The sequence below is a fragment of the Sphingomonas echinoides genome, assembly GCF_029623395.1.
GTDB classification, from domain to species: Bacteria; Pseudomonadota; Alphaproteobacteria; order Sphingomonadales; family Sphingomonadaceae; genus Sphingomonas; species Sphingomonas echinoides_A.
Window position 1 is genome coordinate 47,292 of record NZ_JAPYKK010000026.1, and the last position, 14,488, is coordinate 61,779.

8 protein-coding genes are annotated in these 14,488 nt (G+C 67.4%); 4 read left to right on the top strand and 4 right to left on the bottom strand.

Features of this window, described 5'->3' with window-relative positions; translation table 11 throughout:
- Window positions 1-121 precede the first annotated feature (121 nt).
- From QBJ92_RS14580 to QBJ92_RS14590, 3 genes are read left to right on the top strand one after another with little or no spacing between them, the layout of a single operon-like run.
- Window positions 122-1,357, top strand: a complete 1,236-nt coding sequence (locus QBJ92_RS14580; RefSeq protein ID WP_277970428.1) for an NAD(P)/FAD-dependent oxidoreductase — start codon at window positions 122-124, stop codon at window positions 1,355-1,357.
- Window positions 1,354-2,535 carry a M24 family metallopeptidase gene (locus QBJ92_RS14585; RefSeq protein ID WP_277970429.1) on the top strand — a complete coding sequence of 394 codons (1,182 nt, stop codon included), beginning with the start codon at window positions 1,354-1,356 and terminating at the stop codon, window positions 2,533-2,535. The genes QBJ92_RS14580 and QBJ92_RS14585 overlap by 4 nt, the downstream gene beginning before the upstream one ends.
- 41 nt (window positions 2,536-2,576) lie before the next feature.
- The gene (locus QBJ92_RS14590) at window positions 2,577-4,259 is read left to right on the top strand and encodes a DUF885 family protein (protein WP_277970430.1); all 1,683 of its coding nucleotides are present in this window, start codon (window positions 2,577-2,579) and stop codon (window positions 4,257-4,259) included.
- 408 nt (window positions 4,260-4,667) lie between these two features.
- Here the strand turns inward: QBJ92_RS14590 and QBJ92_RS14595 are convergent, their stop codons facing one another.
- The 3 genes from QBJ92_RS14595 to QBJ92_RS14605 are packed head-to-tail and all read right to left on the bottom strand — an operon-like array spanning window position 4,668 to window position 9,873.
- Window positions 4,668-6,452, bottom strand: a complete 1,785-nt coding sequence (locus QBJ92_RS14595; protein WP_431358412.1) for a DUF885 domain-containing protein — start codon at window positions 6,450-6,452, stop codon at window positions 4,668-4,670.
- Window positions 6,453-6,454: 2 nt separating this feature from the next.
- Complete coding sequence (locus QBJ92_RS14600) at window positions 6,455-7,489, bottom strand: Ldh family oxidoreductase (RefSeq protein ID WP_277970431.1); 1,035 nt, start codon at window positions 7,487-7,489, stop codon at window positions 6,455-6,457.
- Entirely contained in the window at window positions 7,486-9,873 is a 2,388-nt protein-coding gene (locus tag QBJ92_RS14605; RefSeq protein WP_277970432.1) for a glycoside hydrolase family 127 protein, read from the bottom strand. Before QBJ92_RS14605 ends, QBJ92_RS14600 begins: the two co-directional genes overlap by 4 nt.
- Window positions 9,874-10,019: 146 nt before the next feature.
- Here QBJ92_RS14605 and QBJ92_RS14610 point away from each other — a divergent pair, with 146 nt between their 5' ends.
- Entirely contained in the window at window positions 10,020-12,767 is a 2,748-nt protein-coding gene (locus tag QBJ92_RS14610) for a DUF5695 domain-containing protein (protein WP_277970433.1), read from the top strand.
- Between the two features lie 107 nt (window positions 12,768-12,874).
- Here QBJ92_RS14610 and QBJ92_RS14615 read toward each other — a convergent pair.
- Window positions 12,875-14,488 (bottom strand): DPP IV N-terminal domain-containing protein (locus tag QBJ92_RS14615; protein WP_277970434.1); only part of this gene is annotated, 1,614 nt, incomplete at its 5' end.

Below are 14,488 nucleotides of genomic sequence, written 5' to 3' on the forward strand. Positions count from 1 at the left end.
GGGTCATCCCCTCCTTGGCGAGCGTGATCGCCGGAACGCGGTTTTTGCGTCTCGACCTTCCGCCGTCGCTGAGTATATATCGTATACGAAACGCGATTTGGGCATGTAACAGGAGAATTCCTTGCGATCGATTGGCATCATCGGCGGCGGGATCGTCGGACTGACTGCGGCCGTTGCGTTGCTCGACCGGGGGTTGGCGGTGACGCTGTTCGACCCGGACGTCTCCAAGGGTGCTGCGTCCTGGGGGAATGCCGGGCATATCGCGGTCGAACAGGTTGCGCCGCTCGCGGCGCCGGGGGCGGTGCGGTCGGTGCCGGGGCGGTTGTTCGCATCGGGCGGGGCGCTCGCCTTGCCGCTGTCGATGGCGGCGAGCTGGGTGCCGTTCGGTCTGAAACTCGCGGCGGCATCGACGCCACAGCGCTTTTCGGCGGGCGTCGCCGCGCTGACGCCATTGCTGGCGGCGGCAATGCCGCGCTGGCGCGCGCTGGTCGACGGTCTCGATGCGCCGGATCTGTTGCGGCAGGACGGGCATATCGTGACGTGGGAATCCGACGCGACGGCGCGGCGGGGGCGGTTGAAATGGCGTCGCTCGGCGATCGGCACCGCGACGATCGGCGAAGTCGATTCGCCGACGTTCAGCCGTTTGCGTGGCTTGACCAAGGGGATCATCGACGGCGTGCGGTTCTCCGGAAGCGGGCAGGTGAGCGACCTTGCGCGGCTGGCGGACGTATTGGAGGCGGCGGTCGTCGCCCGCGGCGGGGTGATCGTGCGCGACGTGGCGCGGCTGGTCGAGACCGGCGATGGCGTCGCGATCGCGGGGCATCCCAGTGATCTCGTATTGGTCAGCGCGGGGGTTCGGTCGCGCGGGCTGCTCGAACCGCTGGGGTACCGCGTGCCGATGATCGCTGAGCGTGGCTATCACATCCGCACCGATGCGGCGGGCTGGCCGGCGGATCTGCCGCCGATCGTGTTCGAGGACCGCTCGATGATCGTCACGCGCTATGCCGATTGCGTCCAGGCGGCGAGCTTCGTCGAGCTGGGCAATCCTGACGCTCCCGCCGATCCGCGCAAATGGGCGCGGCTGGAGCGGCATGTCGCGCAGCTCGGGCTGCCGATCACCGGGCCGTTTCGGCGCTGGATGGGCGCGCGCCCGACGCTGCCCGACTATCTCCCCGCGATCGGGCGCTCGGCGCGACATCCTAATCTGCTTTATGCCTTCGGGCACCAGCATCTCGGCTTGACGCTTGCGCCGGTGACCGCGCAGCTTGTCGGCGCGCTTGCGGTGGCGGATGAGCCGTCGGTCGCGATCGCGCGCTTTTCGCTCGACCGTTTTTCCAGACAAGGACCCCGTGCATGACCATCGGTGGATCGACTGTAGCCGCTGAACTGGCGTCACTGCTGCCGTGGCGGGACCCAACACCGCGCATCACCGCTGGAGAACGCGCGGCCCGGCTCGACCGCGCGCGGGCGCTGACGGCGGAAGCGGGGGCGGATGCGCTGCTGGTCGGCGCGGGGGCGAGCTTGCGTTATTTCGCGGGCGTTCCTTGGGGGGCGAGCGAGCGGATGGTCGCGCTGGTGCTGCCGGTGGAGGGTGATCCGGTGATCGTCTGCCCGCGGTTCGAGGAAGGATCGCTGCTCGCGGCGCTCGAGATCCCCGCCGACGTGCGGTTGTGGGAAGAGGATGAGAGCCCGTCGGCTCTGGTGGCCACCGGGTTGCGCGGTGGCGCGACGCTGCTGGTCGACCCGCAATTGCCGTTCGGGATGGCGACTGCGCTGGGGACGTGCGGGCTGGTGCTGCGCGATGCGTCGGGGGTCGTCGATGCGTGCCGGATGCTCAAGAGCCCGGCGGAACTGGCGTTGTTGTCGCAGGCCAAGGCGATGACGCTGGAAGTGCAGCGGCGCGCGGCGGCGATCCTCGAACCCGGCATCGCGGCGAGCGCGGTGATCCGCTTCATCGATTCCGCGCATCGGGCGCTGGGGTCGGCGGGATCGTATTTCTGCGCGGTGCAGTTCGGGCGCGCCACGGCGTTTCCGCATGGCTTGCCGGCGGATCAACTGCTCGAGGAGGACCAGCTGGTGCTGATCGACACGGGATGCCAGGTCGAGGGCTATCATTCGGATATCACGCGGACCTATGCGTTCGGGACGGTCGACGCCGAGGTCCATGCGATCTTCGAAACCGAGCAGGCGGCGCAGCGCGCAGCGTTCGAGGCGGTGCGGCCGGGGGTTTCGTGCGAGAGCGTGGATGCGGCGGCGCGCGTAGTGCTGGAGCGCGCCGGGCTGGGGCCGGACTATCGGTTGCCGGGGCTGCCGCATCGCACCGGGCACGGGATCGGGCTGTCGATCCATGAGCCCGCCTATCTGGTGCGCGGCGACCGGACTCCGCTCGCGCCGGGGATGTGTTTCTCGAACGAACCGATGATCGTGGTGCCCGATCGCTTCGGGGTGCGGCTGGAGGATCACTTCCACGTCACTGAGACGGGCGCGGCGTGGTTCACCGAGCCGCAGCCGTCGATCGACCGGCCGTTCGGGTAGCGGGGGGCGGGGGCGGCTTTTCAATCACAGGGGGAAACATGATGCGCCATTCCACACGCTTCGCACTGCTGCTCGCGCTGCTGACGACGACGACCGCAGTGCCGCTTCAGGCGCAGGAACCGCCCGCCCGGACGACTGCGACGCCGGGGCGACCCGCGCTGGTCGCGCTCTTTACGGAATGGCGGCGGTTGGCGGACGCGCCGCTGGTCGACGGCGTGCCCGATTATTCCCCCGCAACGATGGCGCGCCAGGCTGCCGGGCTCGCGACGTTCCGCCAGCGGCTGGCGGCGCTCGACCGGACCGGCTGGAGCAAGGCGGACGGGATCGACGCGCAACTGATCGAGGCCGAGATGAACGGGCTCGACTTCAACCTGCGCGTGCTGCGGCCATGGGCGCGCGATCCCGGCTTCTACCAGACGGTGTGGGGCGAAGAGAGCGACGTGCCCGCGCACGAAGGCCCCAACGCCCCGAAGATCGACCTGTTTGCGTTCGATTATCCGCTGTCGGCAAAGGATGCGCGACAGCTAACCGCGATGCTCAAGACCGTGCCGGCGTTGCTGACGCAGGCGCGCGGCGAGCTCGGCGAGAGCAACGCGCGCGACCTGTGGTTGTATGGCGCGCGGGCGTTCCGCGAACAGTCGGCGGTGCTGGCGAAGCTCGAGGCGGGGACGCTGACGATGCGCACGCTGGAAGGCGCGAAGCACGCCGATCTGTCGGGTGCGGGACGCTCGGCGCTGCCCGCGGTGCGCGCGGCGCGCGCGGCGACCGATGCGTTCGCGACGTGGATCGCGGCGGAAGCACCCAAGAAGACCGGGCCATCGGGGGTGGGCAAGGCGGACTATGACTGGGCGATGCGCAACGTCCACCTGCTGCCGTACGGCTATGACGAACAGGTCGCGTTGCTCCAGCGCGAGCTCGACCGGTCGCGCGCGTCGTTGCGGCTGGAGGAAGTGCGCAACCGTGCGCTGCCGCCGCTCGATCCGATCGAGGATCCTGCCGCCTACAATAAACTGGCCGCCGAGAAGGCGCGGCGGTTTGCGGATTTCCTGATTACCACGGGGATGGTGCCGGACAAACCCTATTACCGCGCCGCGATCGCCGCGCAGCAAGTGCCGTTCACCCCACTCGCCGAGCGCAACTTCTTCTCGCACGTCACCGCGCGCGACCCGTTGCCGTTGTACAGCCATGATTATCACTGGATCGACCTCGCGCGCCTGAAGCACGAGCCGCAGGCCAACCCGATCCGGCAGGGGCCGCTGCTCTACAACATTTGGGAAGAACGCTCCGAGGGGTTCGCGACCGCGATGGAGGAAATCGCGCTCCACACCGGGCTGTACGACGATCTGCCGCGCGGGCGCGAGCTGGTGTGGATCATGCTCGCGAACCGGGCGGCGCGGGGGCTGGCGTCGCTCAAGGTGCAGGCGAACGAGATGACCTTGGCGGAGGCGGGGCAATATCACGCGCGCTGGACGCCGCGCGGGTTCTCTGATGCCAAGAGCGATCTCGTCGGGTTCGAACAGCTGCTGTACCTGCGCCAGCCGGGCTATGGGACGAGCTACGTGACGGGGAAGCTGCAATATGACCGGCTGTTGTCGGACCTGTCCGACCGTGCCGAGCGCGACGGCACGCGCTTCGACGCGGCGGCGGCGTTGCAGGCGATGTGGGCGCCGGGGATTATTCCGGTGGCGTTGATCGAGGCGGAAATGGCCGACGGCGCGCGCTGAGGTTCACTTCCTTCCGTCATTCGTAGGCATAGCCTCTGCGCAACCATCGCTGTTCTCCCGCGAAGGCGGGAGTCCAGGAGTCGCGAGATCTGTAAGCCGTTGTTTTGCGTGGCTCTGGATTCCCGCCTTCGCGGGAAAACGGCAAAGGACGGTTCGGTAGGACGGGCGGCGCCAGCCAGTATCAATCACGGCGCAGACGAGCGTTTTAAACCGTCCGTCATCCTGAACTTGTTTCAGGATCCAGCGCTCCGCGATTCCGGACTATGCCTGTTGCGCGGTGGATGCTGAAACAAGTTCAGCATGACGGCAGCTTTTGGGGCGCGGGGTGGCGGGCAAACCTCCGATTGCCTTCACGCAGCGGTCTCACGTTCGCGGTGCATGACGGCGTTTGGGGCATCCCCGCTCGCCTCATTCCTCGTCGGGATACGGCCCCTTGCCACCCGCGGCGATCAGCTGGTCGGTGCGCTGTTCGATCACCGGGACCGGGACCGACCCCATCTCGAGCATCGCATCGTGGAACGCACGGATGTTGAACTTCGCACCCAGCGCCTTCTGCGCCTTGTCGCGCGCGGCGAGGAAGGCGAGCTCGCCCATGTAATAGGACACCGCTTGCCCGGGCCAGGCGATGTAGCGGTCGACTTCGGTCTCGATCTCGTGATCCGACAAGGCCGTATTGTCATGGAGATACGCCTGCGCCTGCGCCCGGGTCCAGCCCTTGGCGTGGATGCCGGTATCGACCACCAGCCGCGCCGCGCGCCACGCCTGATAGCTCAGGAAGCCGAAGGTGTCGTACGGTGTCTCGTACATCCCCATGTCCTCCCCGAGCGCCTCGCAATAGAGCGCCCAGCCCTCGCCGTAGACCGACAGATAGGTATCGCGCCGGAACGCGGGCAGCGCGGTATTCTCACCCGCGAGCGGCATCTGGAACGCGTGGCCGGGCGCGCTTTCGTGGAGCGTCAGCGCGATTTGCGAATAAAAGGGGCGCGACTTCAGGTCGTAGGTGTTGACGAGGTAGATCCCCGGCCCGCCGCGCCCGCCGGTGTAGAAGGGCGCGATGTCGGCGGGGACCGGCTTGATCGCGAAGCGGCTGCGCGGGAGGTGGCCGAAGTATTGCGACGCCTTGCCGTCGAAGGTCTTGGCGATCCACGCGGCGCGGTACAGCAGTTCGTTGGGGGTCTTGGGGTAGAATTGCGGGTCAGTGCGCAAGTGGTTGAAGAACGCCTGCAAATCGCCCTTGAACGCGACCTGCTGCATCACCGTGTCCATCCGCGCGCGGATCTTGGCGATCTCGGCGAGGCCGACCGCATGGACCTGGTCGGGGGTCAGATCCTGGGTCGTATATTCGCGGATCTTGCTTTGATAATAGGCTTTTCCGTCGGGCAGGTCGTAGGCGGCGAGCGCGACGCGGGCGTGCGGGATATAGTCGGTGCGCAGGAAGGCGAGCAGTTTCGCGTGGGCTGGCACCACCGCCTGGGTGATCGCGGCGCTGCCCTCGGCGCGGAGGGTGGCCTGTTCGGCGGCGGGGATCGTCTTGGGGAAAGTCTCGAACGGCGCGTAGAAGGGCGAGGCGGTTACGCCTTTTGCCTCAACGACTTGCGCTACGCCGGCGTCGCGGCCCTGGAGCGTGATCTGCGGCGGGGTAAAGCCGCGCGCGAGGCCGGCGCGCATGTTGGCGATCTGCTGGTCGTAATAGCGCGGGATGTCGCGCAGCATCGCGATATAGTTGCGATAGTCTTGCGCGGAGCGGAAGCTGCCGCGCGCGGAGCCCGCGATATTGCCCCAGAAGCTCGAATCGGCGTTGAGCGGCTTTTCATATTCGCGGTAGCGTTGCTCGGCGAGCAGCGCGTCGATCTGCTGCTTGTAGACGACGTAATTGACGCGGTTCGCGGGCGAAAGGCTGGCAGGGGCGATCGCTTTCAAGGCGGTTTCGGTCGCACTCCAGCGGGCGAGGCGCTCGGCCTGCGCCGCCGGGCCGACATCGGGGAGTTTCGCGCTCTTGCCCCTGGGGGTGTCCTCGTCCTGCTCCATCTGGCGTTGCCGCCATTGGTATTCGGATGTGTAGAGCGCCTGAAATCGCGCGTCGGCGGATTGCGCGGTGGCCTTGCGCTGGGGGGCGGCCTGCACCGCGACGCTGCCGAGCATCGTCCCGCCAAGCGCGATCAGCAGCAGGATCTTCCGCGGAATCGTCGTCATCGTCATTCTCCCTGCGGCAGCGCCATGATGTCGTCGTACAAGGCCGCGGGGAGGACCACCCCGTCGGCCAGGCTGCGCTGCCGCGCGGCGTAGCGGCGTTGCGAGGGCAGCCGCGCGCCCTGGCGTTCGATCGCGGCGAACATCGCCTCGGCGCGTTCCAGATGCTCGGCGACCGCCGCGCCGAGGAACCCCGCCGGATCGATCGCGAGGATCAGCTCGCCGCCGATCGGCGATCCGCCACGCCCCGCGTCCGCCACGAGCGATTCACGGCTGGTCATCTCGCCGATCAACGGCCCCGCGAGCAGTTCGACCATCGCCGCGAGTGCCGAGCCCTTGTGCCCGCCGAACGTCCGCATCGCGCCTGCGAGCACGGCTTGCGCATCGGTCGTCGCGTTGCCGGCGGCGTCATAGCCCCAATCGTCGGGGACGGGCTTGCCCGCGCGGCGGTGGAGCTCGATCTCGCCGCGCGCGACCGCGCTGGTCGCGAAATCGAAGACGAACGGCTCGCCGCCGGGGCGCGGCCAGCCGAATGCGATCGGGTTGGTACCGAAGACGGGGCGCGTGCCCCCTGCGGGCGCGACCCAGGCGTGGCTCGGCGTCACCGCCAGCGCGACCAGACCTTCGTCCGCGAGGGCCTCGACCTCGGGCCACAAGGCCGCGAAATGCACGACATTGGTGATCGCGAGCGCGGCAATGCCGCCTGCGCGTGCCTTTTCGATCAGGCGGGGTTTGCCGCTTTCGAACGCAAGCTGCGCGAACCCGCCGCCGCCATCGACGCGGACCAGCGCGGTGGCGGGTTCGCTCATGCGCGGCTCGGCATCGACGACGACCACGCCGCGCGCGATGCTGTTGGCGGCGACGAGCAGGCGGTAGATGCCGTGGCTCGCGCAGCCGTCGCGTTCGCCCGCGACCATCGTCTCGGCGACCGCCTCGGCATGGGCGCGCGACAGGCCCGCCCCGAGCAGTTTCGCGCGCGCCAGATCGCGCAGCGCGTCGAGCGACAGGCGGACGTCGGGGCGGGTGTCGGGTGCGCTCACGCGGTCAGCCCCGGTTTCGCGGCGGGTGCGGCGGTCATCAGTCGGGCACCGAACACCGGCCCGGCGGACGACTTGTCGTGTGGCAGGAAGCGGACCTTGACGCTCGCCTTGCCCTTGGTGAGCGCAGGCGGGATCGGATAGTCGACGTCGAAGAATTTGCCGGGCTGGTCGGCCTCGAGATGCTGGGTCGCGATCCGGACGTTGTCGACGAGGATATCGAAGTCGCGCGCGCGCTCGTCGCCCCAATAGCTGGCCTGCAACACCAGCGGGCCGGGCCGGGTCTTCATCGCGAATTCAAAATAGCCGCCCGAGCGCGCATCGCGCCCGTTGCGCCCGCGATAGCTGACCGGGTAGGAAATCTCGGAGGTCAGCCCGTGGTCGCGTTCAGGCTGCATTTCGCCGAGATGCATCGTGTCGACCGAGCGGGCGGCGAGATCGCGTGCGCGCGCCTGTTCGGTGAGGAAGGCGGCTTCCTCGCGCTTCCATGCGGCATCGGTGAAGCGCTTGAAATAGACCGCGCTGCGGCGTTCATACTGGCTGTAGAAGGGGACGAAGGTCAGGTCGCCAGGGCGAACGATCCCGCGCGTCGCATAGCTGCCCGCGCTTCCCGCGACCGGCGTGAAGGCGGCGAGCAGGTCGGTGCCGACCAGCGCGGGGTCGGCCTTGTCCCATTTGTCCGCCACGGGGCCGAGATCGGCGGCGAGCACCATCGGCCCACGCAGTACTGCGACGGTGTCCGCATCGCCCGGCGCGCTTTCGATCCGCAGGTCGAGCGGGATCCCGATCGAGACGGTGTCGCCTTTCTTCCAGCGGCGCTCGACCAGCGCATAACCGTTGGCGAACACCGGTTCGACTGGCGCGCCATTGACCTGCACGACGGCCTTGCCTGCGGCCCAGCCAGGCACGCGTAGCGCGATCGCGAAGCGGCCGGGTTTGGCGAGCGTCGTCAGCGTCAGGCGGGATTCGGGTTCATAGGGGTAGCGTGTGTCGAGCCGGAGCGTCGCGCCGCGCGTGCGCCACTGTGCTTCGGCGGGGATGTAGAGGTTGACGAGCAGCGTGTTGCCGCCTTCCCAGAAGATCGATTCGCCGTGCTTGGCGTGGCTTTCCATCCCGCTGCCGACGCAGCACCAGAAGACGTCGTCGGCGGGGGTTGAATAGTCGCGCGCTACGCCCGACATCAGCGGGGTCATGTAGCTGAAGCCCGCATTGCGCGGGTTCTGCGCCGCCATCACGTGGTTGAGATGCGCGCGCTCGTAATAATCGAACAGCGCGCCGTCGGGCTGCCAGCCGTAGAGCTGCCGGGTCAGCTTGAGCATATTGTAGCTGTTGCAATGCTCGCACGTCTGTTCGGTGATGTGCGTCGCGATCGTGTCGGGCGCGGTGAAATATTCTCGGTCCGCGTTGCCGCCGATGACGTAGCTGTGGTGGCCGGTGACGGTCTGCCAGAAGAACTTCGCGGCATTGGCAGGCTCGGGCTTGCCGTTGAGCTCGTGGATGCGCGCTAGGCCGACGAGCTTTGGCACCTGCGTATTGGCGTGGAAATTGGCGAGCTTGTCCTCGCCCGCGACGAGCGGGTCGAGCACGCGGCGGTCGTACAGCCGTTCCGCGACGGCAAGCCAGCGCGGGTTGCCGGTGCGCGCGGACAGCTCGGCATAGCTTTCGTTGAGCCCGCCATATTCGCACCCGAGCAACTTCTGCATCTGCGCATCGTCGAGTGCGGCGAAGACCCTGGCGAAATACTCCGCGAGGCCGGTCGCGACCTGCAACGCCTGAATGTTGCCCCAGCCGGCGTGGACGTCGAGCAGCCCGGCGAACACCTTGTGCACCGTATAGAGCGGCGACCATGACCCGTTGAGATCGAACCCGCCTGAGCGGATGTCGCCCTTCATCACTTCGGGGAAGATTTCCTCCCCGTCGACGATCTTCCCGTCCTTCCGCTTGCGCCCGAGCGCGCCGACATAGCCGGTGCCACGCTTGGCCTGTGCGCGCGCGAGTTCGGCGACGACATAGTCCGCGCGGGTGCGGCACGCGGCGTCGCCAGTCTGCTGATGCATCAGCACGAGCGCGGTGAGATAATGGCCGAGCGTGTGGCCCGCGATCGTGTCGCTTTCCCAGCCGCCGTAGATCGGCGCCTTGGGGGGAAGCCCGGCATAGGCCATGAAATTGTGGAGAAGCCGGTCCGCGCTGAGCCGCAGCAGATACGTCCGGTTCGCCTCGACCGCGGTGGCATAGGCGGAGGGGAGCAGCCGGACCGACGACAGCGGCAGCGGCTTGGCCTTAGCCGGAAGCGCAGTCGTCGCGACCGCCGCCATCCCGCGCGCAGGCGCATTTGCCAGCGTGACCGCGGCCATGCCCCACATCCATTCCCGCCGGTTCGCGCGCATCTCATTCTCCCATCCGACTATCGGCATGACGGGTCTGCCGTGTACCGCCGGATATTTCCACAAAATAATATACGGTATAATATACATTGACGCATCGGACGTGGCGTTTCACGTTCCACCCGCCCTGATCGATTGTGAGCCATCCTATGTTGCCGTTGCGGACCGTCCTTCTTGCTTCCGTGATCGGCGGTACGCTGTTCACGTCGACGATCAGTCGTGCGGAAGATGGCAAACCCGTCGCAATCAAAGTCTCCTATCCGCCGGTGGTCGTGACAAGCCTGAAGACGCGCGCGTTTCGTGTGGCGCTGCGCAGCGATACCCAGACCCTGGCGCGCCTGTCGCCAAATACGCTGCCGGGGTTCGATTTCGTCCCCGGTAGCCGCGAAGCCGAGCGCGCGGGTGACGGGTATGTCCATGTCGGCGACATTCACTTGCGAGTCCGGGCACCCGGCGGGGCGTGGACCGACTTTGCGTCCGCGCAGCATCGCCAGCCGATCCGTCTCTTGCGGAGCGGCGGCGGGGTGCTTGCCGCCGCCGACATCACCGCGTCGCTGGGGGTGGGAAACCCGCTCCGGGTCGAGCGGCGCTGGGTCGACGATCACGGCGTGCTCGCGTTGCGCTTCACGCTGATCAACGCCAGCCGCGCGCCGGTCGAAGTGGGCGGGCTCGGGCTGCCGATGGTGTTCGACAACATCATCACCGATCGCAGTCTCGAACAGGCGCATGCGCAGGCGAGTTTCGTAGATCCCTATATCGGGCGCGATGCGGGGTATTTGCAGGTCACGCGGCTGAACGGGGAGGGGCCCGCGCTGCTCGTCCTGCCCGAGCGCGGCACACCGCTGGAGGCGTATCGCCCGATCCTCGAAGCGGGCAAGGCCCCCGTGGGCGACATCTTCACGGATCGCAGCAAGCGCGGGCAGACCTCCGAAGGCTTCTACGACTGGACGGTCGCGAGCAAGGGGTTCGCCGAGCGCGAATGGGCGAAGGCCGACGCGCAGTGGAATGCGCCCACCAGCTTCACGCTTGCGCCTGGCGCGCGGCGCGAGATTGGCGTGCGCTTCGTCACTGCGCCTGCGATCGGCGCGATCGAGGATACTTTGGTCGCGAACCGGCGGCCGGTTGCGGTCGGGATTCCGGGCTATGTCGTCCCGACCGACCAGGATGCGACGCTGTTCCTCAAATCCCCGCAGCGCGTGGTGCGCGTGGAAAGCCTTCCCGCGGGCGCGCTGACCGCGACCCCGGTCGCGGGGGCGAAGGGCTGGGCGCGTTATGCCGTGCGCGCGAGCGGCTGGGGGCGGGCTAGCTTGCTGGTCCATTATGCCGACGGGAGCGTGCAGACCGTCAGCTATTTCATCACCAAGCCGCTCGACCGAGTGATGGCCGACCTCGGGCATTTTGCGACAACGCGGCAATGGTATGAGGACAAGACCGATCCGTTCGGCCGCATCCCCGCGATCCTGACTTTCGACCGCGAGGCCGGGAAAGTTGTCACGCAGGACCCGCGCGTATGGATCTCGGGGATGAGCGACGAGGGGGGCGCGGGAAGCTGGGTCGCGGCGATGGTCAAGCAGCTCGATTCTCCCGAGGCGGGCGAGATCGCCAAGCTCGAACGGTTGATCGACGAGACGATCGAGGGGCGGTTGCAGGTTTCCGAAGGGGCGCAGGCGGGCGCGGTGCGCAAGAGCATCTTCTATTACGATCCCAAGCTTCACCCCGGCTATTACGACCCGGCGACCAACTGGACGACCTGGACGTCCTGGTCGAAGAAGGACGCGGGCGACCTCGGGCGTGCGTATAATTATCCGCATGTCGCGATCGCGCATTGGGTGTTGTACCGCGTCGCGCGAAACCATCCGGGGGTGGTGTTGCGGCATCCGTGGCGCTGGTATCTCGACCACGCCTATCTGACGACCGTCGCGATGATGCGCGATGCGCCTTATTATACGCAGTTCGGGCTGATGGAGGGCGACGTGTTCGTCGACATCCTCAAGGACCTGAAGCGCGAGGGGCTGACCAGCGAGGCGAGCGAATTCGAGCGGCTGATGAAGGGCCGCGCGGACCATTGGCGCACGCTCACATTCCCGTTCGGGAGCGAGATGGCGTGGGATTCGACCGGCCAGCCCGAAGTCTATGCCTGGATGCGCTATTTCGGATATCAGCCGCAGGCGGATGCGACGCGGCGCGTGGTCCTCGGTTATGATCCGACGATCCCGAGCTGGGGCTATAACGGCAACGCGCGGCGCTACTGGGACTTCCTGTACGGCGGCAAATATCCGCGGATCGAACGGCAGATCCACCATTATGGCTCGACGCTCAACGCGGTGCCGTTGTTCGATGCGTATCGCGCGGACCCTAAGGATCTGCGGCTGCTGCGCGTGGCGTATGGCGGAATGATGGGCGGGATCACCAATATCGACCGCGACGGCTTCTCATCCGCCGCCTTCCACTCCGCGCCCGACATGATGCGGTGGGACCCGTATAGCGGGGATTACGGCATGGGGCTGTACGGCCATGCCATTAGCGCGGCGAGCTATCTGGTGCGCGACCCGACGTTCGGCTGGCTCGGGTTTGGCGGGAGTGTGACCGAGGGCGGCGGGGTGGTAGCGATCGTCCCGCGCGACGGGGCGCGGAGCCGGGTGTTCGTGGCACCTGCGGGGGTGTGGATCACGCTGGAGGTAGGGAAGATCGCGCGGGCTTCGTACGCGCCTGCGACGGGGGCGGTGACGCTGACGCTCGATCCGGCGGTGGCGGGGACGCCGGTGGCGCGGGTGTTCGTCGAGACGACGGTTGCGGGCGCGCGGGGGTATGCGCCGGTTGGCGGGGTGGCGGAGCGGGGCGGTTATACGGTTCCGCTTGGTGCTGCGCCGGTGGAGGTGACGCTGACGCCACGGTGAGCCTGTTTCTGTATAGCGCATCCTCCGTTCGCCCTGAGCGCAGTCGAAGGGCCTGCGTTTCACGGAGGGCTTCGACTTCGCTCAGCCCGAACGGGGGGTGGGGGCTGTTACCGCGATGACGATGGCGTGGCATTCCACGCCAGCACCGCTTCCCCCGCCAAATTGCGCACGAAGAAATCGAACTGCCGCCGCGCGACATAGTCGATCGGGCCGGTCGAGCGGCCGACGCTATGCTCGCCGCCGGGCACCACCAGCAGCTCGAAATCCTTGTCCGCCTTGATCAGCGCGTTCGCGACCTGCATCGTGGACGCAGGGTCGACGTTGCTGTCCTGCTCGCCGACGATCATCAGCAGCTTGCCGGTCAATTGCGCGGCATGGTCCACGCCCGACGCGGCAGCGTAGCTCGCATCGACTGGCCAGCCGAGCCACTGTTCGTTCCAGCTGATCTTGTCCATCCGGTTGTCGTAGCAGCCCGCATAAGCGACCCCGGCCTTGTAGAAATCGCCGTGGAAGAGGAGCGCGTTGAGCGTGCTTTGCCCGCCCGCCGACGCTCCGTAGATGCCGACGCGGCTGATGTCATAGGCGGGGTCGACCTTCGCCAGCGCCTTGTGCCACAAAATGCGGTCGGGGAAGCCGCTGTCGGCGAGGTTCTTCCACGCGACGTCCTGGAACGCCTTGGAGCGGTTGGCGGTGCCCATTCCGTCGATCTGGACGACGATGAAGCCGAGATCGGCCTGCTCCTGCATCCCGATCACCTTGTCGCCGCCCGAATGGAAGCCGAACGGCCAATAGCCCTTGGGGACGAAGCTGTCGTGCGGGCCGGCGTAGATGTTCTCGATCACCGGGTATTTCCTGGTCGGATCGTAGTCGCGCGGGCGGACCACCACGCCCCAGATGTCGGTGACGCCGTCGCGGCCCTTGGCGACGAACACTTGCGGCGGGCGGAATCCGGCGGCGCGTAGCTGCGTGTCGTCGCCGCGGGTGATCGTCGCGACGACCGTGCCGTCGCTGGCGCGGTTGAGCGTGCTGATGTTGGGGAGATCGACCCGCGACCAGGTATCGACATAATGCGTCATGTCGGGGGAGAAGCGGACGTCGTGGTCGGCTTTCGCGGGAGTGAGGGCGGTCAGGTGTTTGCCGTCGAAGTCGATCCGGTAGGCGTGGCGGAAGTATGGGTCTTCGCCTGACGTCATCCCGCTGGCGACGAACCAGATCTGGCGTTTGGCGTCGTCGACCTTGAGCACGTCGCGCACCACCCATGCGCCGGTGGTGATGCGGTTGCGCACGCGGCCGTTGCGGCCGTCGATCAGATAGAGGTGGTTCCAGCCGTCGCGTTCGGACGCCCAGACGATCTCGTCGCCCTTGCCGCCGACTTCATAGGCGAAGCGGCGGTCGGCGTAGACGAAGGTCTTCGCGTCCTCGGTGACGGCGGCGTGGGGTGTGCCGGTTGCGGCATCGACCGCGATGATCCGCGCCTGGCCGAACCCGCGGCGGACGTAGTCGAACGCGACGCTCTTGCCGTCGCTGCGCCAGCGCGGGGGGGAGAGCTGGTAGGGGTTGGGGAAGAGGGTAGGGTCGATCACGGTTTGCTTGCCGGTCGTTACGTCGAACAGGACGGGTTGCTCCTGGTCGATCGCGTCGCCGGGCTTGGGGTAGAGCTGGGTGCGGAGGGCTGGCTGGAGCTGGCTGGCGGGGGCGGATTCTACGCGGAGGACGTGGCG